Source organism: Vibrio spartinae (assembly GCF_024347135.1).
In the GTDB taxonomy this organism is placed as follows: domain Bacteria; phylum Pseudomonadota; class Gammaproteobacteria; order Enterobacterales; family Vibrionaceae; genus Vibrio; species Vibrio spartinae.
Genome location: NZ_AP024907.1, coordinates 1,256,159 through 1,282,274, shown reverse-complemented (window position 1 = coordinate 1,282,274; position 26,116 = coordinate 1,256,159). Strand labels below are relative to the sequence as shown.

General features: G+C 47.3%; 21 protein-coding genes and 2 pseudogenes. 9 read left to right on the top strand and 14 right to left on the bottom strand.

Annotated elements, in window-relative coordinates:
* Window positions 1–68 precede the first annotated feature (68 nt).
* Window positions 69–1,061 carry a YeiH family protein gene (locus tag OCU60_RS05855; protein ID WP_083602691.1) on the top strand — a complete coding sequence of 331 codons (993 nt, stop codon included), beginning with the start codon at window positions 69–71 and terminating at the stop codon, window positions 1,059–1,061.
* A gap of 43 nt (window positions 1,062–1,104) precedes the next feature.
* Here the strand turns inward: OCU60_RS05855 and OCU60_RS05850 are convergent, their stop codons facing one another.
* From OCU60_RS05850 to OCU60_RS05820, 7 genes are all read right to left on the bottom strand, one after another.
* Window positions 1,105–1,272, bottom strand: coding sequence for a hypothetical protein (locus tag OCU60_RS05850; RefSeq protein WP_162841954.1), 168 nt, complete (start codon window positions 1,270–1,272; stop codon window positions 1,105–1,107).
* An 80-nt stretch (window positions 1,273–1,352) separates the two neighbouring features.
* A complete protein-coding gene (gene menE, locus OCU60_RS05845; RefSeq protein ID WP_074373684.1) occupies window positions 1,353–2,810 on the bottom strand; it encodes an o-succinylbenzoate--CoA ligase in 1,458 nt (485 codons plus the stop codon).
* A complete protein-coding gene (gene menC, locus OCU60_RS05840) occupies window positions 2,810–3,793 on the bottom strand; it encodes an o-succinylbenzoate synthase (protein WP_074373683.1) in 984 nt (327 codons plus the stop codon). The genes menE and menC overlap by 1 nt, the downstream gene beginning before the upstream one ends.
* Before the next feature lie 108 nt (window positions 3,794–3,901).
* The gene (menB, locus tag OCU60_RS05835; RefSeq protein WP_074373682.1) at window positions 3,902–4,768 is read right to left on the bottom strand and encodes a 1,4-dihydroxy-2-naphthoyl-CoA synthase; all 867 of its coding nucleotides are present in this window, start codon (window positions 4,766–4,768) and stop codon (window positions 3,902–3,904) included.
* 24 nt (window positions 4,769–4,792) lie between these two features.
* Window positions 4,793–5,623, bottom strand: a complete 831-nt coding sequence (gene menH / locus OCU60_RS05830) for a 2-succinyl-6-hydroxy-2,4-cyclohexadiene-1-carboxylate synthase (RefSeq protein ID WP_074373681.1) — start codon at window positions 5,621–5,623, stop codon at window positions 4,793–4,795.
* On the bottom strand, window positions 5,607–7,325 hold the full coding sequence (menD, locus tag OCU60_RS05825; RefSeq protein WP_095533318.1) for a 2-succinyl-5-enolpyruvyl-6-hydroxy-3-cyclohexene-1-carboxylic-acid synthase: 1,719 nt from the start codon (window positions 7,323–7,325) through the stop codon (window positions 5,607–5,609). Before menD ends, menH begins: the two co-directional genes overlap by 17 nt.
* Window positions 7,322–8,629: an isochorismate synthase gene (locus tag OCU60_RS05820; protein WP_074373951.1), complete on the bottom strand. Its 1,308-nt coding sequence runs from the start codon at window positions 8,627–8,629 to the stop codon at window positions 7,322–7,324. The genes menD and OCU60_RS05820 overlap by 4 nt, the downstream gene beginning before the upstream one ends.
* A 196-nt stretch (window positions 8,630–8,825) precedes the next feature.
* Here OCU60_RS05820 and OCU60_RS05815 point away from each other — a divergent pair, with 196 nt between their 5' ends.
* The gene (locus tag OCU60_RS05815) at window positions 8,826–10,040 is read left to right on the top strand and encodes a pyridoxal phosphate-dependent aminotransferase (RefSeq protein WP_074373680.1); all 1,215 of its coding nucleotides are present in this window, start codon (window positions 8,826–8,828) and stop codon (window positions 10,038–10,040) included.
* A gap of 148 nt (window positions 10,041–10,188) precedes the next feature.
* Here the strand turns inward: OCU60_RS05815 and OCU60_RS05810 are convergent, their stop codons facing one another.
* The 4 genes from OCU60_RS05810 to OCU60_RS05795 are packed head-to-tail and all read right to left on the bottom strand — an operon-like array spanning window position 10,189 to window position 14,894.
* Entirely contained in the window at window positions 10,189–11,640 is a 1,452-nt protein-coding gene (locus tag OCU60_RS05810; RefSeq protein WP_074373679.1) for an ABC transporter ATP-binding protein, read from the bottom strand.
* A complete protein-coding gene (locus OCU60_RS05805; protein WP_074373678.1) occupies window positions 11,637–12,425 on the bottom strand; it encodes an ABC transporter permease in 789 nt (262 codons plus the stop codon). Before OCU60_RS05805 ends, OCU60_RS05810 begins: the two co-directional genes overlap by 4 nt.
* Entirely contained in the window at window positions 12,422–13,375 is a 954-nt protein-coding gene (locus OCU60_RS05800) for an ABC transporter permease (protein ID WP_074373677.1), read from the bottom strand. The genes OCU60_RS05805 and OCU60_RS05800 overlap by 4 nt, the downstream gene beginning before the upstream one ends.
* Window positions 13,368–14,894 (bottom strand): ABC transporter substrate-binding protein, encoded by a 1,527-nt coding sequence (locus OCU60_RS05795; RefSeq protein ID WP_074373676.1) that lies wholly within the window; start codon window positions 14,892–14,894, stop codon window positions 13,368–13,370. The genes OCU60_RS05800 and OCU60_RS05795 overlap by 8 nt, the downstream gene beginning before the upstream one ends.
* Before the next feature lie 387 nt (window positions 14,895–15,281).
* Between OCU60_RS05795 and OCU60_RS05790 the strand changes: the two genes are divergently transcribed.
* The 5 genes from OCU60_RS05790 to OCU60_RS05770 all read left to right on the top strand — a co-directional run bounded on the left by OCU60_RS05790 (window position 15,282) and on the right by OCU60_RS05770 (window position 21,128).
* The gene (locus tag OCU60_RS05790) at window positions 15,282–16,595 is read left to right on the top strand and encodes a right-handed parallel beta-helix repeat-containing protein (RefSeq protein WP_205410506.1); all 1,314 of its coding nucleotides are present in this window, start codon (window positions 15,282–15,284) and stop codon (window positions 16,593–16,595) included.
* Between the two features lie 373 nt (window positions 16,596–16,968).
* Window positions 16,969–17,415, top strand: a complete 447-nt coding sequence (locus tag OCU60_RS05785) for a MarR family winged helix-turn-helix transcriptional regulator (RefSeq protein ID WP_074373674.1) — start codon at window positions 16,969–16,971, stop codon at window positions 17,413–17,415.
* Between the two features lies 1 nt (window position 17,416).
* On the top strand, window positions 17,417–18,565 hold the full coding sequence (locus OCU60_RS05780) for an MFS transporter (RefSeq protein ID WP_074373673.1): 1,149 nt from the start codon (window positions 17,417–17,419) through the stop codon (window positions 18,563–18,565).
* 131 nt (window positions 18,566–18,696) lie between these two features.
* Window positions 18,697–20,328, top strand: coding sequence for a methyl-accepting chemotaxis protein (locus OCU60_RS05775; protein ID WP_074373672.1), 1,632 nt, complete (start codon window positions 18,697–18,699; stop codon window positions 20,326–20,328).
* A 203-nt stretch (window positions 20,329–20,531) separates the two neighbouring features.
* Entirely contained in the window at window positions 20,532–21,128 is a 597-nt protein-coding gene (locus OCU60_RS05770; RefSeq protein ID WP_074373671.1) for a hypothetical protein, read from the top strand.
* A 217-nt stretch (window positions 21,129–21,345) separates the two neighbouring features.
* On the opposite strand, the gene OCU60_RS05765 is transcribed toward OCU60_RS05770, so the two are convergent.
* A complete protein-coding gene (locus tag OCU60_RS05765) occupies window positions 21,346–22,563 on the bottom strand; it encodes a patatin-like phospholipase family protein (RefSeq protein WP_074373670.1) in 1,218 nt (405 codons plus the stop codon).
* Window positions 22,564–23,200: 637 nt separating this feature from the next.
* Here OCU60_RS05765 and OCU60_RS05760 point away from each other — a divergent pair.
* Together OCU60_RS05760 and OCU60_RS23010 are read left to right on the top strand one after the other, a co-directional pair.
* Window positions 23,201–23,422: pseudogene (locus tag OCU60_RS05760) on the top strand (transcriptional regulator); the annotation flags it as partial.
* Window positions 23,420–23,506, top strand: a pseudogene (locus OCU60_RS23010) (SAM-dependent methyltransferase); the annotation flags it as partial. The pseudogenes OCU60_RS05760 and OCU60_RS23010, both read left to right, overlap by 3 nt.
* A 15-nt stretch (window positions 23,507–23,521) precedes the next feature.
* Here the strand turns inward: OCU60_RS23010 and OCU60_RS05755 are convergent.
* Window positions 23,522–24,694, bottom strand: coding sequence for a M20 family metallopeptidase (locus tag OCU60_RS05755; protein ID WP_083602689.1), 1,173 nt, complete (start codon window positions 24,692–24,694; stop codon window positions 23,522–23,524).
* Window positions 24,691–26,100: a M20 family metallopeptidase gene (locus tag OCU60_RS05750; protein ID WP_074373669.1), complete on the bottom strand. Its 1,410-nt coding sequence runs from the start codon at window positions 26,098–26,100 to the stop codon at window positions 24,691–24,693. Before OCU60_RS05750 ends, OCU60_RS05755 begins: the two co-directional genes overlap by 4 nt.
* Between the last annotated feature and the right edge of the window lie 16 nt (window positions 26,101–26,116).

Sequence of the window (26,116 nt, the reverse complement as noted above, 5' to 3'; positions counted from 1 at the left end):
AACATTCAGACTGACTGATCGTTTATTTTCGTTAGAATGGCATCATCTTTTCTGACCGTGGTATCGACATGGCCCCTTTATTCAGTCGTTTGTTCAGTAATGCTTTTTCATTAAACAAGTCTGACTCGCTCAAAAATGCTTGCCAGCTCAAAAACATTCCGTTCTTCATTGGATTATTGGTTTGTACAACCGCTTATATCACCTCCCCCACAGCACTGGTCATCGGTTTTTTTCTGACCACTCTAGGCATGGTTCCTCAGGGTATTCCTTTAGCGAAAATCACCAAAAAGCTCCTCGCTTACTCGATTATCGGTCTCGGATTCGGTATTCCGCTGCAAACGGCACTGACCGTCACGACACATGGTTTGGGGTTAATCGTCGCCAGCTTGTTCACGACCTTGCTGATCGGCTGGTTTGTCAGTGTCCGGGTCGGACTGGTGCGTAAAACCGGTTATCTGATTGCTTCAGGGACAGCGATTTGTGGCGGCAGTGCCATTGCAGCCATTGCACCAGCCATCAATGCAGATGATGACCAGACTGGCCTCGCACTGGGAACCGTTTTTGTCCTCAATTCACTGGCTTTATTTATTTTCCCGGTGATTGGTCATCTGCTCAGTATGAGTCAGGAAGCATTCGGAACGTGGGCCGCCATTGCCATTCATGATACGTCTTCGGTCGTCGGTGCAGCATCCGCTTATGGAGAGACGGCACTCAAAACCGCAACCACGTTAAAACTGGCCCGCGCACTCTGGATTATTCCGGTGACATTCCTCAGTACCTTTTTATTTCGCAGCGAATCAAGAAAAATCACCATTCCTTATTTCATTTTCTTCTACTGTGCGGCGATTATTTTTCATGACCAGTTGCCTCAATTTTCCGCTCTCTATCATGGCATCTTCGCGCTGGCGAAACAGACATTAGTCATTTGCCTGTTTCTGATTGGTTGTAGTCTGTCATTGGGTAAGTTACGTCAGGCAGGTCCAAGACCGTTACTCTTCGGCGTTGGTTTATGGGTACTCATCTCGGTGTCATCACTGAGCTGGATCATGCTCACTCAGTGAGTCGTACCGACTGGCATCATGACACGCGGACACGGTGCCAGATTCACAGCGAAGACGTTTGACGGGATGATGGCCGGGGAGCGCGTTCCAGAAACAGAGCAACAATCAACAAAAATGCAGTGAGCTCAGCCAGTGACCGGGTTGCACCGCTGTTTAGCACGGCCACGAAAAGCTGAATGATAATGGTCGCAATCATAAGCCCTTTTTTCATTGGGTATGCCTTTTAGTTAATTAAACTGGGTTAATTATGACGAAAAGACATATCAAACCAAAATTCAGTTTTGGACTAACTCATAACTGCTTGTCCGGATCGCGGCATCCCTTGATTTCGGCACTCAGCCACGTTTTGACCGCAGCACGAGAGATTTTAATCCCTTGCGTATGGCCTTTCGTATAGAAATGTTCAGGCAATTGGTAATAACCATCCGGCCATTTAAATGTCTCCAACCGTCCCTCAAGCCACTCTCTGAGGTCCGCGCTCATCGATTGCCAGCCCGGTTCACACCCAATCACCGCGACCGGACGCGCCCCATAGGTGGCATCAGCAACAGGCACCACCACTGCAATATCAACCTGCGGATGTCGAACTAAAACCGCTTCAATTTCTTCGCAATGGATATTTTCTCCGCCGGAGATGAACAGATTATCAACCCGACCGGTGATATGGAGTTCTTGTTCATGCCAATACCCCATGTCCTTGCTGTCAAACCAGCCTGAATCGTCACACAGTGGTGTCAGCGTTCCCTGACGATAATAACCGCCAGCCAGTGTATCACCGCTGATATAAATCCGGTCGTGGTCAATTTTTACCTGACGCAAAGGCAGCACGCTGCCACAACTCTCGCGCCCATCAACACGTTTGGCGGTGACCGTTGACGCAGCTTCGGTCATCCCATACCCCAGCCATGTCTCAATGCCGAGCGCAGCCGCTCGCCGGGCAAGTTCCGGCGGAATATAACTGCCGCCGAGCAGTACATGTGTCAGCACATGAGGAATCGACTGGTCCAGCAACCGCTGTAACTGGGTCGGCACCAGCGAAGCATGGGTCACATCCGTCATCTCACCATCTTCAATCCGCCCAATCCGCAGACAAGCCCCCGCTTGTAACCAGCGGTAAATGATCGATAACCCGGAAACATGATAAACAGGCAGACTCAGTAACCAAGTATCACTGACGGTGAAATGAAACTGAGATAACAATCCCTGCGCAGAGGCAAAATGCTGGCGAGACGTATGAGCAACCGCCTTTGCATCCCCGGTCGAACCGGAAGTAAAGATTAATGAGCTCAACTGCTCAGGATGATAATTGGCGGGCTTAACAACACCGGTGGCTGGCTGACAGTCAACGATACGACCAACCATGCGACAGTCCGGCAACTGTGTCTGCAATGCAGCGGCCTCACTCGGGTCGGCACAGAACAACCACATGGTTTGCTCCGGACGATAGATCGTCTCCAGTTTACGCTGCAACATGGCAATCGGTTGTGGCGGCAACAAAGCGCTCAGCGCCCCGACATGTAACCTCGCCAGAAACAACCAGACCGCATCGGGATGATTCTTGCCGACCAATGTCACGACATCATCGTCAGCAATGCCCTGCAACTGTAGCGCCGCAGCAATAGCCGCCACCTTCTCCGCCACCGCTTGCCACGTATAGGTGTGCTGCGCGACTTTCAGCGCAATGGCGGTCGGCCGTTCAACGGCCCAGCGCAGCCACGGGGCTTGCTGGGCAGGGGCATGATTGATCATCAAGACGTCCAGATCAGTTCCTGATTTTCTAACGCAACAACGGGTAAGTCACATCCCGGCCACGCAACGGCCAACTGTTGCTGAAACAGACCGATGGTATCCAGTCCCGGCACCTCATCCGGTATCAACCAGCGTGACAGTCGTGCCAATTGACACAAACCGAAGCTCGACTCAATGCTGGAACTGATTACCGGTTGCATTCCCAGAGTTCTGGCTTTTTCGACCAAGTGACGACAGCGTTCAATCGAACCGATCAGTGTCGGTTTGATGATCAGTGCTTTGACACCGGTCAAATCTTCCAGATTGAAATCGGGAGCATGTAATGATTCCTGTAAGGTTTCATCCCACGCAATCGCAATACCGGTATTAATCGCAAACGCAATGCTATCGCTCGGCGCAGCACAGGGTTCTTCGATATAGGCAATTCGCTGCCGATAAGAATGTGAAATTTTACTGGCGAACTTGGCCGCCTTCTCCGGTGTCCAGCCGCGGTTGACATCCAAGCGCAGTGATAAATCAGGAATGCTTTCCAGCAACAGATTCACAACCAGTCCGTCACGGATCGGCTCATACCAACCCACTTTAACTTTGGCGACTTTTTTGGGCAATTCCTGAAGACGCTCGATCAATTCATCCGGGTCACCGATACATAAGGGCGCCGCAAAATAATGACCGGCTTGTGGCAGTTCACCGGATAACTCAGCCTCTGCGGCAGACAAACCAAACGCCACGGATGGATATAACGACGAATAATCAATCACCTCACCGCGACACCAGCGAGCCAATTGTTCTTGAAGCTGAACCCCCGCTTCCGTGGAAGATTCCCGGCTGAATCCAATTAATGGCGCGATTTCCCCCCGGCCTACCTGATTCTGCTCATGAATTTCGACGATGAAGCCTTCTCGTTCCAGAAGCTTCTCGTTACGAAGAATCACACCGCTATCCATCGGTAATCGATAGCGGTACAGTTTTGCACTACGCATTGTCACTGATCCTCTTGACCCGATGCCTGAGGGTTCAACCCACCAGACATCTTATTTCAATCATTGTATTTCCATCGTTGCCAAGCTTTTAGCTTGCGGGTTACGAGCTTACGGGTTACGAGGGAACTTGTGAAAATCAGGACGCCGTTTTTCGTTAAATGCATTGCGACCTTCCTGACCTTCTTCAGTCATGTAAAACATCATCGTCGCATTGCCTGCCAGCTCTTGTAACCCGGCCTGACCATCACAGTCGGCATTCAGGGCGGCTTTCAAACAGCGCAGCGCCATCGGACTGTGTTGTAACACTTCCCGACACCAGCGTACGGTTTCTTTTTCCAGATCCGCCAATGGCACAACGGTATTCACCAGCCCCATATCCACAGCTTCCTGCGCATCATAAAAGCGGCACAAGAACCAGATTTCGCGGGCTTTTTTCTGGCCGACAATCCGTGACATGTAAGAGGCACCCCAACCGCCGTCAAAAGATCCGACTTTCGGACCGGTCTGACCGAACTTGGCATTATCAGCCGCAATGGTTAAATCACACATCATATGCAGCACATGCCCCCCGCCAACAGCCCAACCCGCCACGGCAGCGATCACCGGCTTCGGACAAGTCCGGATTTGACGTTGAAAGTCTAGTACATTGAGATGGTGTGTGCCTTCGTCATCGCGATAGCCGCCATAATCACCACGGATTTTCTGATCACCACCAGAACAGAACGCATCTTCTCCCAGTCCGGTCAGCACAATGACACCCACACCGGAATCATAGCGGGCATCAGCCAGCGCCTGCATCATCTCTTTAACCGTCTGGGGGCGGAAAGCATTGCGAACCTGTGGTCGGGCAATGGTAATTCTCGCAATCCCATCATCCGATTTATGATAGTGAATATCTTGATACTCACCGCTGCAATCGGTCCAGTTTACCGGTGCATAAAGTTCTTCTTCACTGATACCTACAGTAATTGTCATAATCTACCTATCTTGTTTGAGCTGTCATCTCTGATGAGCGAGTTGTTTTCGAAGACACTGGGCAAACGCCTCGGGTCGCTCCTGATGGACATTATGTCCTGCCTGCAAAACAATCTGTATTGGCAACCCGCTGGATTGAGCGAGTTGGCGGAATTTTTGATCGCGCTCCCCACAGATATACTGAACGGGGATCGGCTGTGTTTTCAATGCCGGTAGCAAATCCGGCTGCAAAGCCAACGAGGTCGCACGCATCATCGCGGCGATGCTAGTACCAAGATTATCACTCCGTCGGGTAATCAAATCTTGTCTTTGCTCATCGTTGAGTGAAGAAAATACCGGCTGCTGATACCAACTGATTAAAACATCAGCAATCGGCTCAGATGCAAAGCGATTCGCCCAGACCTGATCCTGTTGCCAGCGAGCCTGACGGGCGGACTCATCATGCAGTCCGAAGTTGCCCCCTTCAATCACCAACGTGGTCACATTCAAGGCCGACCAAGCCCCGTAAACGGCACCATACATGGCTAATCGCCCTCCCAGCGAATAGCCAATCAGCACCAGCGGCTGCGCTGGTGGCAAACGGCTCGCAATCGTCCGGGCGATCTGCGCACAGCAGTCGTCAAAATCGGTACAGTGTTGCTCACGGCTGTGTCCATGCCCACACAAATCGATGGTTAAACAAGGGAAGTCGCGTAAATGAGTCAGCGTTTCCGACCAGTCGTCACGGCTGCCCAGTAAACCATGTAAAAAAACCAGCACTGGTCGATCCTGATGAAGAGCCGTCTCCGCTGGGGTATAAACACTCTTTGGGGTATAAACACTCTCTGGGCTATAAACACTATAAAGTACAGACATGCTGGATGACCTGCTGAATGTGTTGTGCCGCCTGACCGGCAGGGACAGTGAGTTCGACAATCAAGCCGTGCTTGCCGTGCTCGAAATGCTGCGCGACACAGTCCGTCAATGTGCTCACACGATCAGGGTTGGCATAGTGCAACCCAAATTGGGCGGCTGCATGTTGAAAATCATAACCATGTGGCATCTGATACAAGTCAGTTTTCTGTCGTTGTGGGACGGGCAGTAAGTCAAAAATCGCCCCACCGTCGTTATTGGTCACCACAATCACAAAAGGCTGAGGCGTATTGGTCAGCAAGGCGAGCGAATTGAGGTCATACAAGAGTGATGTATCGCCAAGCAGTAACAACATCGGTTGCTGCCGCGCTCGCTGAACACCAGCAGCCGTTGCCACCAGCCCATCAATCCCCGACGCGCCCCGATTAGAATAAACGTTCTGATGCGCCACCTTGCCGAACATATCCACCAAGCGCACCATCAAACTGTTACCGAAGAATAAATCGGCTGCGGGGGCAAGCGTTGCCACCGACTGACCGACATCCAACTCTGAAATGAATGCCGTGCTCTCTGCCACTTGCTGTATCACAGCCGGGATTCGGCCAATCAACGGCAGTAATTCATCCGCCCATCCCGCTGATGACCCGACGGTTTGAGCCTGCGCGACTTGAGCATCAACCCAAGTCTCAATCTGAGTCACAATCTGCTGTTGTGGCAGATGTGACGGGTTGTTGCGTTTCTCATCCGGAGAAACCAACAGATAACGGCTCCCGTGTTGCATGACGTGCTGTTGCAACCATTGATTCAGCCGTTTGGAAACCAGCTGCCCCCCAAACTGAATGATCACGTCACATTCAGACAAGATCTGCCGGGCAGATGAATGGTGAAGCCAGATATCGAAATATGCCCAGTCGCTTGATACACCGGACTGAGGATCACAGAACACCGGCCAGCCCAACTGCTGCGCGAACGCTTTCGCCTGCTCCGCCTCAACCAGCGTCAGAGAGCCGATAATCACCACACCGCGCTGACGGTACAGTGACGGTTCAGACTGCAGCGATAACGGTGGTTCGCTTTGCTTGATAATATAAGGCTCTCGCGTCGCCAACCACGGCAGAACCCCAGCCAGATAAACCGCATCGTCGATAACTTCATCTTGCTCCGGTATATACAAGGGTTCGGGAAACGGACAATTGATGTGCACCGGACCACCGCGGCGCGCTTGCACAGAAAGTGCCTGATCAAGCGTGGTGAGCAGCCAATTGGGCGCGATGGCCGTTGTCGGACTGGGTAAGTTGACCGCCTGAACCACATGCGCGGCAAAAATTCCCGGCTGTTCAATAGCCTGATTCGCACCGCAGTCAATCAGATCCACCGGACGGTCTGCGGTTAACAAAACCAGTTTTTCACCGGTCAAATTAGCTTCAACCACACACGGGAGCAGATTCGCTACAGCCGTGCCCGATGTCACAATCACGGCAACCGGGTGATGACTGGCTTTTGCCAGTCCCAGTGCCAGATAGCCCAACCCTCTTTCGTCAAAATGACGATGGAGCCGCAGGCCCCGATGCGCATCGGCTTCGAGTGTCAGCGGTGTCGAACGGGATCCCGGTGCAACACACACATCACGCACACCCAGACGCGACAATTCTTCCAGAATCAACCGACTCCAGACGCGATTCATCACCGCTTGTTGAGATTTCACGATACCACTTCCTCCGGAGAGATCTCTGTAATCAGGCTGAGTAAAGTTGACATCTTGCGATCCAACTCTAACCATTCATGTTCAGCAACCGAACCGCTCACAATCCCCGCCCCGGCAAAGAGTTTGACCTGTTTATCCATGACCAGCGCACTGCGGATGGCAACACAGAATTCAGCACGTTGATGGCTGATATACCCGATCGAACCGGCATACCACCCTCTGGGGAAAGGCTCATAACGTTCAATAAATGTTTTCGCGGCTTGTCTTGGCAGACCCGCGACGGCTGCGGTCGGCTGTAATGCACCCAGTAACTGGACGCCATTGATGGTCGGCTTGAGCACCGCCGCAATATGGCGTTTCAGATGTTGCACGCGACGCAGTTTCACCAATGCTGTTTCAGCACCGACCTCAACAGAGCGTGCCAAAGGAGCTAAACGGTCCACAATGTCATCCACGACATACTGGTTTTCCGTCATGTTCTTATCATCATGGAGCAACCAATCGGATAACGCCTGATCCTGTTGGAGATCATCGCTTCTGCCGATGGTGCCAGCGAGCGCTTCAGTAAATAGCGCTTCCCCGTGGCGTTGATAAAGACGCTCCGGTGTCGAGCCGACAAAACTATGCCGCGGGTCAATCGCCAGCAAGAAATGGAAGCTCTGATCATTGTGACGCCGGCTTTCTTTTAACAACTGTGCCGCCTGAATCGACTGCGTCAGTTGAAACGTAGACTGACGCGCTAAGACGACTTTATCAAACTGCTGCTGCATCATCGCAGACAGCGCCTGCTCAACTAACTGGCACCATTGAGGACGCTGAGGCGCGTGATCAACCGAAAGCACTTCAGTTGCCATTGGCGGTAAAGTCGGAATCTCATGCTGAAGTTGTCGTAACGCCTCAATTGTCGTGTCACGCGCTTGAGTCAAATTGGCACATAAAAACCATGCATGCCCTTCGCGAATTAACTCGATTTGCGGCAGAAAGAAAAATGCTTCTTTACAGTGCGGATTTTTAGTTGTCCCACCATCAAAGGAACGTCCGCCCCAAATACGCTGAGAGTCGGTGATCACGTGATAGGCAGGTGCGGGATCTGCAAACGTAACACACGCCCCCAACGCAACCACTTCTTCCTGACAATCCCGATCTTGCCAATAAAATTGGGGGAATAAAGTTTGCGCGGCAAGCCAGTCAGGCAGCGTAAAATGAGGAGGAAAATCAAGTTCCTGTCGGCATCGGCTTACCTGTGGGGAAGCCTGATGAATTTGGTGAATGAGTTGGTTTACTGCTTGGTAAAAATAAGACAAAGCGACCTCAACTGAGAGAATCAATAACGACTCTATTGATTGATTTATCTGTTCCTGTCAAAGGATGTAGAGCATTTTATGTCAGATGCTCCCGAAGCTCTAGCCCAGAAAGCAGATAATTTTAGATTTTTATTCTTTTAAAACATGATTTAGTGTAACTTAATAAAAAAATTCAATTATTTTCGGGGGAGCTGCCATGCAAAATATTGGGATGTCATCAAAACTTGATAATGTCTGCTACGACATTCGGGGTCCGGTACTCAAACATGCTAAACGGATGGAGGAAGAGGGACATAAAATCCTAAAACTCAATATCGGCAATCCGGCACCTTTTGGGTTTGATGCCCCTGATGAAATCCTTGTTGATGTGATCCGTAACCTGCCAACATCGCAAGGTTATTGTGACTCCAAAGGGATCTATTCTGCCCGAAAAGCCGTGGTTCAGCACTATCAGAAAAAAGGATTACGCGCTCTCGATATCGAAGATGTGTATATCGGTAACGGTGCTTCTGAGCTGATCGTCATGTCAATGCAAGCGCTGTTGAACAATGGCGATGAGATGTTGGTACCGGCACCGGATTACCCGCTTTGGACGGCCTCGATCTCACTCTCCGGCGGGAAAGCAGTGCATTATCTGTGCGATGAAGAATCAGACTGGTATCCCGATCTGGAAGACATCAAAAAGAAAATCACCCCGAACACTCGCGGTATTGTACTGATCAACCCGAATAATCCGACAGGCGCTGTTTACAGTCGTGATTTTCTGTTGGAATTTATCGAAATCGCCCGCCAGCATAAATTGATTATCTTTGCAGATGAGATTTACGACAAGATTTTATACGACGGTGCAACCCATACGCCAATCTCAACGCTCGCCGATGATGTACTCATGGCCACATTCAATGGGCTGTCAAAAGCTTATCGGGTGTGTGGATTCAGAGGGGGCTGGATGTTCCTGACCGGCCCGAAACATCTCGCTGCGGGTTACGTTTCCGGGCTGGATATACTGGCGTCGATGCGGTTGTGTGCCAATGTGCCGATGCAACATGCGATTCAGACCGCACTGGGCGGTTATCAGAGTATCAATGAACTCATTTTGCCCGGTGGGCGATTATTAGAACAGCGTGATCGCGCGTGGGAGATGATCAATCAGATTCCGGGGGTCTCCTGCGTCAAACCCAAAGGGGCGATGTATTTATTCCCGAAAATTGATACCAAGATGTACAACATTCATGACGACCAGAAAATGGTGCTCGATTTTCTGATTCAGGAAAAAGTTCTGCTGGTTCAGGGAAGCGGCTTCAATTGGCCGAAACCCGACCATTTCCGTATCGTCACACTACCGCATGTTGAAGATCTGGAAATTGCTATCAGTCGTTTCGAGCTGTTCCTTTCGACTTACCGACAGTAAGCGACCGACAGATCATCGGCGCATGGTGTTATCCCTTGCCTGAAACACCAGCCCCCTGAAAAGCCAACAGGCCCGAACAATGTTCGGGCCTGTTGATATGAACGACCAGCCAGATAAGCCCGTATCAGCACGTTACCATCCGCCGTGTTTAGCCAGAGGCAGTGAGACGTTGATCGGCCATGACATCCTCTTCACCGGTGACCGCCGCTTCCGCCGACAACTCAATGACCCGATGACACACTTTATGCAATAAATTGTGTTCATGACTGACCAGTAACAGCGCGCAATGAATCTCCCGGGTTGCTTCTAAGATCAGCGTCAGGGTTGCCTGAGCCGTGGATGGATCTAACCGAGTGGTCGGTTCATCCGCGATGAGTAATTTGGGTTTCAACAGCAATACCCGCAAGATCGCAAACCGTTGTAATTCCCCACCGGAGACCTGACTGGCTGATTGCTGCAATAGTTTCGGGTCCAAATGGAGCCGCTTCATCAACGCTTGCGGCACATCATCAGCAATCTGATAGCGACGGCAAATATCATCAACCAAAGTGCCTAAACTGACATGTGAAGCAAATGCACTCGGTGGATCCTGATAGAGTTTGAGCTTTTGCCCGACGCCCAGCGGTTGCAGATATTCAATCTCCCCCGCCAGTGGTGCCCGTAAACCAAGAACCGCCTGACACAAGGTCGATTTACCGCATCCGCTTGGTCCGCGGATCCCCAACACTTCTCCGGCGCGGAGTTCAAAAGACAAATTGTCAAACAGAACCCGATTCTCAACCGCCATGGTTAGCTGATGGACCCGCAATAACACCTCACCGGGCTGATGATGATTAAGCATTGCCCAGTGACGCGGGTGTGCTTTAATCAACTGGCGCGTATACGCATGTTGTGGCTGCGCAAGGACTGCGCCGGCATCCCCCTGTTCGACTACATCGCCCTGCTGAATCACAATGATGGTACCACCGAGTTGTTCCGCGACTTCGATATCATGGGTGACGGTCAGCAACGCCCCTTGCTGACGATACTGCTGTAGCATTGTCACCAGACGTTCACGGTTATGATCATCAAGCCCTTTGGTCGGCTCGTCAGCAATCAGGATTTCGCCACCACCGCTAACAGCACAAACATAAGCGCCACGCTGCGCCATCCCACCGGACAACTGAACCGGATATTTCGGCTCATGGCCGCGCAGTCCGACAGAATCAAACAATCGTGATGTCTGTGCCCGGCTTGCTTGCGCACCATAGTTGCGTAACAGTGTCGGCACTTCCTCCGCCTGACGAGACAGCGGCATCAATGGATCGAGCGCTAGTGAAGGCTCCTGAGGCAGAATTGAGAAGACCCGCCCCCATAAGTTTTCCCGTTCATCAGCCGACATGGTATGCAGTGCCTGTCCTGACCACCAGATTTCCCCGCGGCTGGTAAATGACGCCGGTAATGCCCCGATAATCGCTTTCAGCAGCAAACTCTTACCGGCTCCGGTTTCGCCGAGAATGGTCAACGACTCGCCATGCGCCAGCGTCAGCGAGACCGGCCCGACGACACAGTGCTCTCCCAACCAGACGGACAGTTGCCGCACTTCAAGTAATGGTGTCATGTCCGGGCACCTCGCTGTGCAAGTAAGTGGAAAGAGAAAATCAGCAGCGAAACAACCACAATTGGCTGAAGCAGCACCCAAAACCCCTGATCATAGTAACGAAACAGTTCTACCATCATCATGCCTAATTCTGCGTGTGGCGGACGCAACCCGACATACAAAAAGCCAAGCGCAGCCAACGATAGAATGGCATTGCCTGCCCCAAAACAGGACAAGGTATAGACGTCATTGCGGATTTCAGGCCAGATGTGACGATAAAACAGATACCAGCGACCGAATCCGAACAGACGCGAGGACTCAAATGCATCCGACAACACAACCGCTTGTGTCTGGCTACGAATCACCCGGAAATAATCCGCCCACATGGTGATTGAGATAGCCATAAACAGTAAGAAAAATGAGCCCGGAAAAATCGCCCCGAACAGCAACACCAGAACCAATCCCGGCAGTGCCATGACAATATTCACCAACAGCGAAAAAATACGATCGACCCAACCTTTCTGCCATCCGGCCCAGACGCCGGAAATCGTCCCGAGCAATGACGCCGTGGTCACACATAATCCGGCCATCAGCAACGAGTTCATAATCGCATCGGCAAGGCGGGCGGCATTACTGCGCCCATAATGATCCGTGCCAAGAATTTCCTGCCAGTTGGGTTCAACAAAGGTCAGTGCAAGCTGCTGACGGGCAATATCGCCCTTAAACCAGAGCTTTTCGATCACAACAAACACCAACAAGAGGGTCAGGATCGACAGACCGATCCATTGTGTCCGATAGAGTTTCATGCCATCCCTCCGGCAACGGAGCGACGATAGCGCGGATCAAAGTGATACTGAACCAGATCCACCCCGGTATTAATCACGACAAAAAGTAATCCCATCATCAATGCCGCTCCCTGAATCACCGGAATATCCCGGCCGAAGATGGCATGAGACAGCGCATGACCAATGCCCGGCCAAGAGAACAGGGATTCAATCATCACAATCCCTTCCACCAGCCCGACGGCCTGCACACCGATAAATGCCAGCAGTGGTAACGTAATATTACGCTGACCATGATGTACATAAGTCTGCGACTCACTCAGGCCTTTTAACCGTGCAAAATGGTAAAACGGCGCGTCAAAAATTCGCTTCGCTGTATTGCGAATCATCCGGTTCGACATGGCAGCCAGAGACAAAGCCAGTGCCAAAGCAGGCAGTAACACATGTTCAAAACGACCAAAACCTGCCACAGGTAACAAATCAAGTTTCAACGCGAAGCATAAGATCAGCACCAACCCGATCAAAAATACCGGCTGCGCCCGCATGAAACTTGAAATCAGTAACGTGACCCGGTCATGCCACTGTCCGGCATGACGCGCGCAGTAGATACCGATAGGAAACGCAATCAACAGCGACAATCCCAGCGCAACCACGGCCAGCCACAATGAATAACCCAAATGGTGCATAATTTTCTCGGTCACCGACTCACCGCTGACCATCGATTGTCCCAAATTAAAATGGGCTAAATCCCACATCCAGCTGACGTACTGTTCCCACACCGGACGATTCAGACCCAGATCTGCCGCCACACGCTGGGCAGATGCTAAATTCACATAATCATGGCCATACCGGGCGGCAGCAATACGAAACGCCATATCTCCGGGCAAAAATTTCATCATCACAAACGTCACTGTGCCGACTGACCAGCCGACAAATATCAACTGACAGAAACGTCTCAGTAATAGGTTAATCATGAATTTTCATCTCCTTAAGACGATAATCAATCTCATACGGGTCAAAGGAGAATCCCGAAATACGTTTACTGACCGCGATCAATTGATGACTGTAGGCAATCGGAATTACGGGCAGCTCATCAGCCATGATTTGAGCGACCTGCTGAGACAGTTGCCGGGCAACCTGCGGGTCGGACTCCTCCAGAAGTTGGGTCAGGAGAGTGCGGATTTCTGGTGAATCCCAGTTCATGTGGCCCCAGTCACTGCCACGCGGAGAAGAGAAGTCATCATAAAGAATCGGCAACGGGCTCCCCATCATACCGAAGTTCCGCGCAATGAGTGCAATATCGAGCGTATTATCATGATACTTTGCCGGAATCGCACTGGCGTTATCAATACTGACCTCAACCCGAATCCCCAGCAGTGCCAACTGGTTCTGGATACTGGTTGCCAAAACAGGTAATTCAGGCCGATTGGCATAAGTCACGAGCGTCAACGTGAACGGCTGACCATCACGCACTAACCAACCCTTGTTATCATAAGACCAGCCCTGTTGCATCATCAGCGTTTTAGCTTGCTGAAGATTGCGCTCACGTTTGAGGGTATCGACATGCCAGTTTGACTGTGACGGCGAAAAAAGCTGATAAGCGGCTGACCCCGGTAAACGCAGCACCGTGGATGCCATCCCTTCACGGTCCAGCGCCAGACTGATCGCCTGTCGAACGGCCCGATGACGTAATTGCGGATGAGCAAGATTCAGCTTCAGTAACACCGTTCGGGGTAACGCGAATGAATGCACGGTAACTTTTTTCGATTCACTTAATCCCTCTTGGCTAATCGGATCAATCGAATAAGCGATATCCGCCTGACCACTGCGTACTAACAATGCCCGACTTTCGCTGCGGTGACCCGCCAGATAACTGACCGAATGAGTATGGGCAGGCTCACCCCAGTAATCCGGGTTTTGCGTAACTTCGATTTTATGCGGCGGATGAGCCATTGAAACCTGATAAGCGCCGGTGCCAATGACGGCTGTTCTATCCGTTTCCTGACCCAGCGTCACCGGAGAAACCATTCCCAAACTGTAATGTGCGAGCACACTCAATAACGGGCTGTAAGGACGAGATAGCGTCATGACTAACTCATTATTGTTCACAGCAATCGACTCAATCGGTACTTGCCGAATCACGCCCGGCTTGGCACGCGCACCCTCTAAATTCTGCCGTACTGCTTCAGCATCAAGCGGTACGCCATCATGAAAGTGAACATCTGAACGGATACGAAAACGCCATGTCAGGCCATCATCTGATGGCGTCCAGCCGGAGGCCAATAAGGGTTGCACCGTCCCATCGGGGAGAATGCGGGTTAAAGACTCGGTCACGCCGAGACGACTGTAAAGAAATCCGTCTCTGGAAAGGTCGGTCCCGTTAAATTCAAACGGGCCAGAAATTGTGAGTTGAGTCGTATCCTGAGACTGACGATGTTGATAAAGCGCGATAGCGATGATGCAAATCACGACGATGAGCAATATTTTTTTCATACGGAATGAGTAAATTATCATTAATTGGTATGTTATAACATATCAACAGCCATATGTTATTGCAATGCTTTCTCATTTAACTATTGATGAGATGTGAGGTTTTCTTTGCAGCGATGTGAACTCAGTTCAATCGTCGTGAGAACGATTTTCGTTTGTTGCAATAGGCGGTGCTCCTCGGCTCGGGGAGCCTGTCACTGAAATCAGAGAAAGTCATATCCCGATGCTGATATGTGAGAATATATAAATTCAATCATCGCCAAAAGTGATTCTATCTTTGACGCAACAGTGACCATGATTCAGAAATTTGAAACATCGTTTCTTAATTGATCGATCTTATGTATCAATCCGTATATTTTATATATGAAACAAATAACACATGGATCAATTATGAAATTCAAAATCATCTCTCTATTTATGCTCATGGCCGTGAGCAATCTGGGTTTTGCTAAAAACCTATATATTGCCCCTTACGGTTCTGACCATAATTCCGGCACACTCTCTTCCCCATTAAAAACCATTATGGCAGCACAAGCGGCGGCTTCGGGTGGTGATACGGTCTATATCCGCGGCGGTACTTATTATTTAAACAATTCGAATATCACCCAACACCAAAGTGTTCGCGCAATCGTGAATAACATCACTAAAGACAATATCCGCTATATTAACTATGGTTCCGAGCGACCTGTCTTCAACTTTTCGCATGTCAAACCGGCTAATTATCGCAATACGGCCTTTATGGTCCGTGCGGATAACTGCGTATTTAAAGGCTTTGATGTGGTTGGTGTGCAAGTCACGATTGATGATCATCACACTCAATCTGAAGCATTTATGATCAACAAAGGCAATGGTAACCGCTTTGAGAACTTAGCGATTCATGATGGCATGGCCATTGGCTGGTACTTGGTTGCCGGCAGTAACAACTACGTCCTCAATGTCGATGCATACAATAACCGTGGGTTAAACCATCACTCAAATGGTAACGTCGATGGTTTCGGGGTGCACCCAACCTCATCATCTTATACCGGCAATGTCATCAGCCATTCACGTGCTTGGTTTAATAGTGACGACGGTTTTGATCTCATCAATGCTGATGCCGCTGTCACCATTGAATATAGCTGGGCTTTTTACAACGGTTACAGCCAAGACTTTACCAGATTGGGTGATGGTAATGGTTTCAAAGCAGGCGGTTATGGTCGCAACGGCAGTGCCACGCCAAGTGTGATTCCACGTCATACCATTCGCTACAACTTAGCGGTACGTAACCGCTCTGCCGGGTTTTACGCCAACCACCATATCGGTGGTCAGAACTGGATCAACAACACTTCGATTCGTAACCAAAGCGCTAACTACAATATGTTATCGACGCTTGATGACAACAGAACCGATGTGAAAGGCTACGGACATTACATGCGGAATAACTTAGGATTTGATGGTCACAACGAAGTCATCAATCTGGGCAACAGCAACCAAAACGATATGATCTACAACTACTTCAACTTACCCGTTACGATCACATCAAAAGATTTCCGTCGTCTTGATGAACGTGAGTTGATGTACCCGCGTCAAGCTGATGGTTCCCTCCCAAGAATCAAGTATGCGCTGCTGAAAAAAGGCAGTGATTTAATTGATGCAGGTATTTACGCCGGTGACAATTACAAAGGTGTCGCACCCGATTTAGGCGCTTTTGAGTCCGATTATTAATCATTTACTTACAACGAAAAATGCAGCCTGATGGCTGCATTTTTTTTGGTTCCTGTCAGCATATCCTTACGAGGACACACGCCCTGCCCTCCCTTTCGGAGCCCGTGGCTGGGGAGGTAAAATGTTGAGGTTGTAATTTGGGACACGCCAATTTCATCAATGCCTTCAACATGATCGTCTGCGCCCCAGGTACTTTTTTGCGGTAGTACATCTAAAATGCGTGTGTCCTCTATTGCACTCTTTATGTGCATGAAATAATTCATAAATCTAATAACCGATCATCTCAAGATATGTAAAAGGCCAATATTTTAGTTGACTAGTCAGGTAAAATTATCTATAAATACCTGACTAGTCAACTAATAGGCAATTCATTATGGAACATATTGAAAGGAAGAGTATTGGTAAATGGATCTCGATTCTTCATAGACAAGCTCAAATATATATAAATAGAGAATTAAAAGCTTATAACATCAATTCATCAGAGTATTTCTATTTAGCGAACCTCACTGGTGATGGTGAAGGGTGTAACCAAAAATATTTATCTGATTTAAATCATATTGATGATGCCCTCACAACACGGGTTATGAAAAAACTGGAGGAGAAAGGATTAATTTTCAGAGAAAAGAGTCAAGAGGATAAACGTGCGTACCATATTCGCCTGACAAATAAAGGAATTGAAATCCAGCCAAAGGTTCTTGCTGTTCTTCAGAAGTGGACAGAAATTATTTCTGAAGGAATGGATGAAATGGAACGTGATGTCATCATCAAAAAGCTTATGTTGATGTCAGAGAATGCTTTGAGAGAAACAAAAGGCAAATGAAATGAGAAAGTTAAAATTAACGATCTTATCGTTATCTTTGGTCACAGTAATGTCAGGTGCAGCAGTAGCGCCCGCGTTAGGCGAGATCGCACAGTACTTCCATAATACAGACACATTATTGATTCAGCTGGTAATCACACTTCCTGCACTATTTATAATATTAACATCTCTATTATTTAGTTTAATTGCGAATAAATTCTCATCAAAAACCATTGCTGTCACTGGATTGTTACTTTATATAATCGGTGGAAATGCTGCGGGATTAGCAAATACTATATATGAAGTTTTAGCATTCAGAGCGGTTCTAGGTATCGGTGTTGGACTAATCATGCCGTTATCCACTGGACTGATTGCTTTTTACTTCGATAAAAAAGAACAATCAAAACTTATGGGCTATTCATCCGCAATGAATAATTTAGGGGGAATTATAGCAACAGTGCTATCAGGATATCTAGTGGCATTAAATTGGCGCTATAGTTTCTTTATTTATTTAGTGGGGATTGTTGTTCTCATTTTGGTAATTATATTTCTCCCCAAAACAGAAATAAGGAAAAGCAGCACAACAATTGACATTGATGAAATTAAAAAAATTTCACCTTATGTGATTTGCATGTTTATTACTATGATAATTTTCTATACTGTACCCTCAAATTTTGCAATTGTCATGTCTAATGAACAGCTTGTTCCAACATCTTTTATAGGGCTGTTAATGGCAGTGCAAACAATTGTTTCATTTGTTGTTGGGATGACATTATCCATACTGCTAAAAAGATTCCATAGATATTCTAAGTTTTTAGGATCAGGTGTACTTACTATTGGTCTTTATTGCTTGAGTATGACTAGCAATATATTATTGGTCATTTCCGGGTTGGCCGCAATTGGAATAGGACTTGGCATAATGGTGCCAATACTAAATTCACAAATTTCTTTACATGTAAAAAAAGAGAACATGACCTCTGCCATGGCAATTATGAGTGCTATGTTATATTTAGGTCAATTCCTATCACCAATCATTACAGATGACCTTCAGTCAATTTTTAATTTAAATGGGATGCAAGTTCCATTTTATATTGCAATGATTATGGCTTTAGTACTTACAATTAGTTTGATTAAGATCCCTTTTTCTATTGCACTTGAAAATAACAAATGAGAGTCTTATCAGAACACACGCCCTGCCGTTGATAGGCAAAAGCTATTGATTTAATCTCTATAATATATTTTATTTATTAAAACAAATTCTTGATAATCCCTCTCATTATCAGTCTATGAGGAGAAATAGGCATGTTATCAAGAATATCAATTGCCAGAGCTATGCAATGGGGTTTTGGCATCGCCATCACCATGGTACTTGCTGTCGGTATCTACCTGTTTGTCGTAATCAGTCATGTACGCGATCACTTCAATACGCTTGTCACCCATAACTTACAGGTACAATCCGTCCTTTCGGATTTGCGCTTTTATACGGTCACCTACCGTCGTTTCGCCTTGGATTACGGGCTAACCATCAGCGCAAGTGCTCACCAGGACATTCAAAGAACCATCGATGAAAACGACAACAAAGTCGCGGCATCGTTGCAACGTTTTAGTGCCGTGGCAGATACGGCAGAAATGAAATCCTTTATGAAAACGGTTAAAAAGCGCATTAATGCTTATCGTGACATGCAAAACCACTACCTTTCGTTGATCGACCAAGGCGACATAGATAAAGCACGCGCAGAAATGCTAGGCCCCATGCTCGCGCCCTTTAATACCATTGTCGACTCGCTGAGTGACTTACAACAACAGTTATTGGCACAAGGCGTTCAGATGAAAGAAGAAGAATCCAGAGCCATGGAACGTGCGATTGTGGTTGAGGCCATCGTTGGGACAATCTTACTGCTATTTTTGGTCGTTTTCGGTGTCTTACTGATGCGTAAGGTCAATAAACCATTGGGGGTGCTGATTGAGCAGATGAATACGGTAGAAAAAGGGGACTTGCGCACTCGCTTAGCATTAACCCAGTTTGCTGACGATGAATTAGGACGCGCAGCTCATTCATTTGACCAAATGCAACAAGGTATCTATCGATTAGCTGAGGGCGTGCAGCAAAATACTCAGACTGTCGAGAATGCCAGCCAAATCATGTTGGAAAGAATGGCAAATACCACAATGCGTCTCGATCAACAAAAAAGCGAAATCAGCACTGTGGCATCGGCGATGTCGCAATTACAAACCAGCTTTGCCGACGTGGCTCAGCATACAGTGACAGCCGCCCAAAGTGCAGCGGATGTCAAAGATCATGCGATCAACAGCCAAGAAGTGATCCAAGCATCGCTCAACCAAACCGAATCGCTTTCTGGCGCCATTTCCCAAGCATCTGTCGTGACTCAAGCGCTGAAAAATGACAGTGCAGGCATTGAAATGATTTCTCAAGTTATTCGCAATATTACAGAGCAAACCAATTTATTAGCACTCAATGCCGCTATCGAGGCTGCCCGGGCAGGAGAAGCCGGACGGGGTTTCGCAGTAGTTGCCAACGAAATTCGCTCCTTAGCGCAAAAAACGCAAGACTCTATCGATGAGATCAATAAGACCATTAATGTCATTCAAAACCATGCCGATCAAGCCGTGAACACCATGGAGATCAGCCAAAATCAGATGCACTCAGGGCTCGAAAAAGCCCGCAGCAGCCAAGAAAGTATTGGGAATGTCATGACCTCTGCGACGACCATCGATGGCATGAGCCACATGATTGCTGCGGCAACCGAGCAACAACTGGATGTAGCGAAAGAGTTAGCGCACAGCATCCACCAGATTCACCAAATGTCTCAGGACATTCACCATAGTGTACACGACACTGAAAAACTCAGTGAGGAACTCAAGTCCACGAGTCAGAGCTTAAGCGAGGTATCTTCACGCTTTCAGCTCAAATAAAAGTGTTCACACACTATGAATAGTGATTCGGCTTTTTAGGGCTAAAGTCCGTATTACAGGCTGCACATTACAAAATTAAAACAAAAATAACACCAAACTGATACCAAGGTGATACCAAAAATCAACATGTTTTTTTATAGACTACAAGAACAAATGCAACTAGTTGCCTTTGCTCTTGATAATCAAATAAGGAAATTAAAAAAATGAAAAAACAATTACAACTCATGATGGCAGGTACAATTCTTTGCGTATCGATGAACACATTTGCAGGCGAGAGCCAAGAAGGTTATGAAGATTTCCCCAGTACAGTGGACTATTTTTCTTCCCCTTCCATCGCCACTAAATCTGGTCAGGAAGCATCTTCATATTGGAAACAAATGAATGGCAAAGGAACAGGTTGGTATGGGGTAAACGGTGGTATTAATGCCGTATACGGTGCTGGAGACAGTGACCGGAGCATCGAAAAATTTCAGTATGAAAAACCAAGCTGGGGATGGGCAGATTATAGAAAAACCAAAATACAAATGGATGGCAAGGGCTCTAAAAATTATCTTTGCCCTAACAATAGTATTATCACTGAGTTATATTACGCGGATTCAAATGATGATAGTGTCGAGGCTTTTCGCTGCCTAGAAGTCGCTCAACGTACCGTGAAAGGTGTTAGTTGGGAACATGTAAAATATACAGGGAATACCTATTGCCCGAAAGGAAGCTACCTATCAGGGATGACCTATAAAGATTATGGCGATGATTATGTGGAAAGAATTCATTGCTCGACACTGGTTGAAGTTAAAAACTGATTGAGCGAAACTTTAATAACCACCGCTAAAATGCGGTGGTTTAGGTTTGCTTGCGTTTTAAACAATAGCTTTATTGATGATTGAACCTTACGAGCGGGAACCTTACGAGGACACACGCCCTACCAAATCTTATGCCTATACCGAAAGTGTGCAGTAAAGGCAGGACACCCCATATTTTATACTCAATGCCAAATTCGTCTATTGTTTATGGTGTGAATTAGATCGGGACTGGAAAGTTAATACGCTTTAAGACGTCAACAACTTTTTCAGGAGAATGGTTCTCACAATATTCTTTTGACTCTTTTAATTGCTCCGGCATGGAGTCAAAATCAAGCATACTAAAATTCTGATCGAAATTAGGCATATATAAGTAAGCATTTTGAGGATTGTTAACAATACTGAGAGATTGAGCCATCTGGTAAGTTACCGTGTTTCCCCCCTGAACGGCCAAGGCAAAAAATAAATTCGACAGGATAGGCAGCCAAGTGTAGTTGTGAGCGATAGCTTTGCCAAGCAGTGTCTCATTCTTGTGGGTAATGACGTACACCTCGTCAAACTTTTCTCCAGTACCCATAATATCCGGAACAGGGAAATTATCAGTGCCCGTGCCACCATCAACATACATTTGTGTGTTTACCGCACGCTCGGGGAATGCTACAGGAATAGCCGTGGAAGCTAAAATGATATCGACCAGATTTGTGCCTTTATCGTCATTTTTTGTGCTATCGAATCTTTTTTCCCTGCCATCAGCTACCGAAACTGCTGATATAAGCGTGCGGCAAGGAAGCTGGTCGATGGTGTCGAAGTCCATTTCGTTATTAATATATTTTTCTAAGGTGACTTTCAGCGGAGCGGTATCCAAGACATAACCCTTTCCTATATTCTCCAAAATGGCTTGGTAAGCCGCTTTCACCGCTTCATAATCATAGTGCTTAACCTTTTGAATTAATGTGGCAACATCGTTAGCAAAGGCTCTGATTTCTTGATATTCTTTAACCGATTCACCAAAAATAGAAATCAACTTCGCCAAAACTTGCCGCCACGTCATGGATGCGTAATTTTTTAATAAATCAACGACATCGTTATACAACTGAATAGTGTCTTTACTTGATTTTGATCCCGCAATAATGGTTTGAATCGCGTTAAACAATAGGGCTTGCAGAAATAGTTCATTATCGTAAATATTATTATTCTTGATCGCTGGAATAATGTCATTTTCCACCTGATCCCAGGTGATTTTTCCATTAATAATCCCATTGACCAGAATTGTACATATTGAGCCAGAACTGGTTCCTGCAAGGATTGCTGGGGTTATTTTTTCTGTAGCCCCGGGATACTTGGCTTCCATGATTGCTCGAATACAAGCAAGTTCTTGTGGTATGAATGCAGCAGCTCCTGATATAACAAAGGCGACATTCTTTGTAGCGTTTTCCATTTATTCCTTTCCTTTAATTAATGTGTTTACTGTTAATATAGCAGGCGGGGTGTAAATGATTTAATAAACACTTACACCGATAATAATTTTTAATTGATATAAAAAAAGTAGGTAATAATAAGTAATTGTCAAGGTGCTAGGTAGTTAAATAAAAGACAAAAACAAAATAAGGATAAAAAAATAAGAAAAAAATAAGGACACCCGCTCTAATCAATCTCTCATCATTATGAAATCAGTCTGACCATTGATGACCAATAAATTTGAACTCACTCGGAATCAGCGGTTGAATCGATTCCCTATCCAGCCTCAATCCTCCACGATAAGACTCATCTATCATCATCCCGATAGCATCCATGACAACTCAAAAAGCAGAGAATGCTTGGGGTTCATATTTCCTGAACAATACCGTTCAATATCAATTCAGTTGCTGGCATTCATCATCCATTCAAACTGATGATTCATCTTTATCGGCACGCAAAACTGCCCTTAATTATTCAATACCCCAACATAAAATCGAGCAAAAAATAATTCACATCGAGAGCTAGTTTAGAAGACCTGGAACGACTGCAACCTCTAAGCGAATCCACTCCTTGAGGTGCGTGTCCTGCTTATTTCCTCTTATTTCCGCTTATTTTCTATGCATAAGCCAAGCAATAAAGAGTCCGTACAAGATACGGTGGCTCGCCTAAGAGCAAGCCGAAATCAACAGCAGCCCAAGACTGGGAAGAATGCAACTTATTCGAGCGAAGAGCGATCGCAACTTAATACTCCAACTCGATCGAAAGCCTCAAAAAACGCCAAAGCAATAAGTGCAGCGGAACGCAAAACCGAAGCGAACAAGATCATCAAGCAACTATTGTTTGAACAAGCGGCTGATCACCCGACCGACTCCGCTTATCCAGAAGGTTTTTATCTCAAAGATTTTGCTTGCAGAGTGATTTAATATATTCAGATAAACCTAATTCAGGGCAACCGCTATGGTTGCCCTTGCAACAAGCGTTGCCCTCTCCACAAAGGTGTCCACCAAACAATACTCTCTATCTGTGTGCATATAAGCACCGACAGGCCCTGTCCCACAGATGGTTGGAATTCCCATTGATGCTGTCCATCCGGCATCGGAACACCCGCCTGTATATTCACCGTCTACTGAGAACCCAAGCTGATGGGCTTCTTGCTGCATTATAGTTAATAACTGCGCGCTCATGTTGACCTCAAATGGCAAGAAGTTTGCCAACTGGATTAGACTGGCTTGCGCACCATTGACAGCGTGATGTGCCACGATCTGCTCAATTTGTTGTGCCGTACTAACCCCTTGTTCCAATGTCATGAAACGGACATCGAGCTTGGCAGTCGCTAACTCGGCTACCGTATTCGGTGTCGTCCCTCCGTCAATAACACCAATATTCGTGGTAATACCCTGCTGATAATCAGTAAGTTGATGAATTCTGGTTATGATATGAGCCATAATTTCTATCGCACTGATGCCATCGGCATGACTCACACCCGCATGAGCGGCCTTGCCTTTGATATCAATTTGATAGCTTGCACCACCTTTGCGTGCAGCGACAAGATTACCGCTGATACGTCCCGGTTCCGCATTAAACACAGCCACTGCACTAGGTAAGTATTTTTCGATTAAATGGCGACCTTTTGGCGAACCAATCTCTTCATCTGTCGTGGCAAAGAGTGTCACACTAAAGGGCAAACCACTTTCCAGTTCTTTATCTAGTTCAGACATCGCAACCAGAATGAAGGCATTCATCACAATTCCACTTTTCATATCGGCCACACCTGGGCCGTAAGCCTTATTTTCTTCAAGGCAAAATGGTCGCTGTTTGACCGTGCCTTTTTTAAATACCGTATCAAGATGGCCAGTAAGAAAGACTAACGACCCAGCAACATGACCGACTGAGGCTTTCACCGCTAACGAATCAAACTCTTCGATAACGTGAACGTGAATACCGGCTTGAAATAGGAAGTCATATAGCGTTGTAACCATTAAATGAATATCTTCCTGATCGTGGCTATAAGAATCAATATTGACCAGTTTTTCAAGAAACAACACCATCTCCTCTTGTTTGTTTTCAAGCCATTCTTGCAACCAGTCTTTCATTTGGTCTGAGTTCATCATCGTTGTTCCTTAATCACTTTACCGACTTCAGCTAAATCCCAGAACAGACCGGTCATCATTTGCAACGCTTCAAGCGCAACAGAACCAAGTAGATGCTCGTTAGGTCCGTGTTGTAAGCATGCGGGGTAAGAGTGGGGAACCCATACCGTTGGTAAACCTAAAATATTGGCAAAACAGTCATTAGGTAGTGAACCACCTAAATTAGGTAATAATGCAGGGCGCTTATGAGTGGTTTCAGAGATCGAGCCCATCACCCACTCAACCCAAGGATCTTGAGGGTTGAGACGCGTTGCTTCCATTCGCGCCACACCGGACGCCTCCACGAGTACATCACCAAAGCCATGTTGAGCAAGGTGCTCACGGATCGACTCTAAAAAGTTATCTGCATCACTGCCAACCACATAACGAATTTGGGCATGGAGATTCGCCTCTCCCGGAATTGCGTTGGCTGGCGCGTCAGGATTACCTGCTTTTACCGCAAGAATCTCTAACGTATTCCAACCAAAAACACGTTCAGCAGACGTTAAGCCTGGCTCGCCCCAGTTTTCACTGAGAATAGGGTCATTATCGCCCACTCCGACAGGAATATCTTTCACCGCTTCTCTTACTGCTTGAGGCAGTTCGCTGGGCAACAAACCTGGCACTAAAATTTTACCATTTGCATCAATCAACGATGCCCATGCATGCATCAACCTTGTTCCGGCATTTGCTAACAAACCGCCCCAGTTACCGGAATGATGAGAACCTTCACGTAACTTCAGCTTGAGATCGAAATTGAGCGACCCTCTCGAACCCAGAAAAACCGTCGGTAACGCCGCCGCCGCTCGAGGACCATCAGAGGCAATAAATAAATCCGCTGACAACCGTTGCTGGTTAGCCGCACAAAACTCAGCCAAACCGGGTGAACCGGCTTCTTCTCCCATTTCAAATAAGATCTTAACATTAAACCCAAGCTTACCTTTTTGCCCTAATACCGTATTCAATGCCGCTAAGTTAATGGAATGCTGACCTTTATTATCCGCGGTTCCACGGCCATACCAGAAATCCCCTTCCACCACGATATCCCACGGAGATAATCCCTCTCGCCACTCATTGTCGTAACCCATGACCACATCGCCATGACCATAAGTTAGCAGCGTCACATACGAAGGGTCTTCAATACGTTCCGCGACCAAAAATGGCCACGCTTGTGAATCATGACTTATGGGATTAGGAAAAATTTCACTACTAAAGCCCATCGAATCAAGTACCGGAACAATATTCGACTCAAGATAAGCGGTAAGGTATGGATATCCCTTTGGCGTTTGACTTTCACTGTGAATCGCCACACGCTGACGTAAATCAGCAATAAAGGCGCCGCTTTTATAATGTTCTGTTACGTTTTGAATTGCAGTTTGACGGCTCATAAGCGCTCCTCAAGGC

Excerpts from the sequence above, each read along its gene's own strand:
- OCU60_RS05805 (WP_074373678.1), bottom strand. The coding sequence starts at position 12,425 with ATGAAACTCTATCGGACACAATGGATCGGTCTGTCGATCCTGACCCTC.
- OCU60_RS05850 (WP_162841954.1), bottom strand. The coding sequence starts at position 1,272 with ATGAAAAAAGGGCTTATGATTGCGACCATTATCATTCAGCTTTTCGTG.
- OCU60_RS05780 (WP_074373673.1), top strand. The coding sequence starts at position 17,417 with ATGAGAAAGTTAAAATTAACGATCTTATCGTTATCTTTGGTCACAGTA.
- OCU60_RS05765 (WP_074373670.1), bottom strand. The coding sequence starts at position 22,563 with ATGGAAAACGCTACAAAGAATGTCGCCTTTGTTATATCAGGAGCTGCT.
- OCU60_RS05770 (WP_074373671.1), top strand. The coding sequence starts at position 20,532 with ATGAAAAAACAATTACAACTCATGATGGCAGGTACAATTCTTTGCGTA.
- OCU60_RS05800 (WP_074373677.1), bottom strand. The coding sequence starts at position 13,375 with ATGATTAACCTATTACTGAGACGTTTCTGTCAGTTGATATTTGTCGGC.
- OCU60_RS05790 (WP_205410506.1), top strand. The coding sequence starts at position 15,282 with ATGAAATTCAAAATCATCTCTCTATTTATGCTCATGGCCGTGAGCAAT.
- menH (WP_074373681.1), bottom strand. The coding sequence starts at position 5,623 with ATGTCTGTACTTTATAGTGTTTATAGCCCAGAGAGTGTTTATACCCCA.
- menB (WP_074373682.1), bottom strand. The coding sequence starts at position 4,768 with ATGACAATTACTGTAGGTATCAGTGAAGAAGAACTTTATGCACCGGTA.
- menE (WP_074373684.1), bottom strand. The coding sequence starts at position 2,810 with ATGATCAATCATGCCCCTGCCCAGCAAGCCCCGTGGCTGCGCTGGGCC.
- OCU60_RS05855 (WP_083602691.1), top strand. The coding sequence starts at position 69 with ATGGCCCCTTTATTCAGTCGTTTGTTCAGTAATGCTTTTTCATTAAAC.
- OCU60_RS05755 (WP_083602689.1), bottom strand. The coding sequence starts at position 24,694 with ATGATGAACTCAGACCAAATGAAAGACTGGTTGCAAGAATGGCTTGAA.
- OCU60_RS05815 (WP_074373680.1), top strand. The coding sequence starts at position 8,826 with ATGCAAAATATTGGGATGTCATCAAAACTTGATAATGTCTGCTACGAC.
- menC (WP_074373683.1), bottom strand. The coding sequence starts at position 3,793 with ATGCGTAGTGCAAAACTGTACCGCTATCGATTACCGATGGATAGCGGT.
- OCU60_RS05750 (WP_074373669.1), bottom strand. The coding sequence starts at position 26,100 with ATGAGCCGTCAAACTGCAATTCAAAACGTAACAGAACATTATAAAAGC.
- OCU60_RS05775 (WP_074373672.1), top strand. The coding sequence starts at position 18,697 with ATGTTATCAAGAATATCAATTGCCAGAGCTATGCAATGGGGTTTTGGC.
- OCU60_RS05785 (WP_074373674.1), top strand. The coding sequence starts at position 16,969 with ATGGAACATATTGAAAGGAAGAGTATTGGTAAATGGATCTCGATTCTT.
- OCU60_RS05795 (WP_074373676.1), bottom strand. The coding sequence starts at position 14,894 with ATGAAAAAAATATTGCTCATCGTCGTGATTTGCATCATCGCTATCGCG.
- OCU60_RS05810 (WP_074373679.1), bottom strand. The coding sequence starts at position 11,640 with ATGACACCATTACTTGAAGTGCGGCAACTGTCCGTCTGGTTGGGAGAG.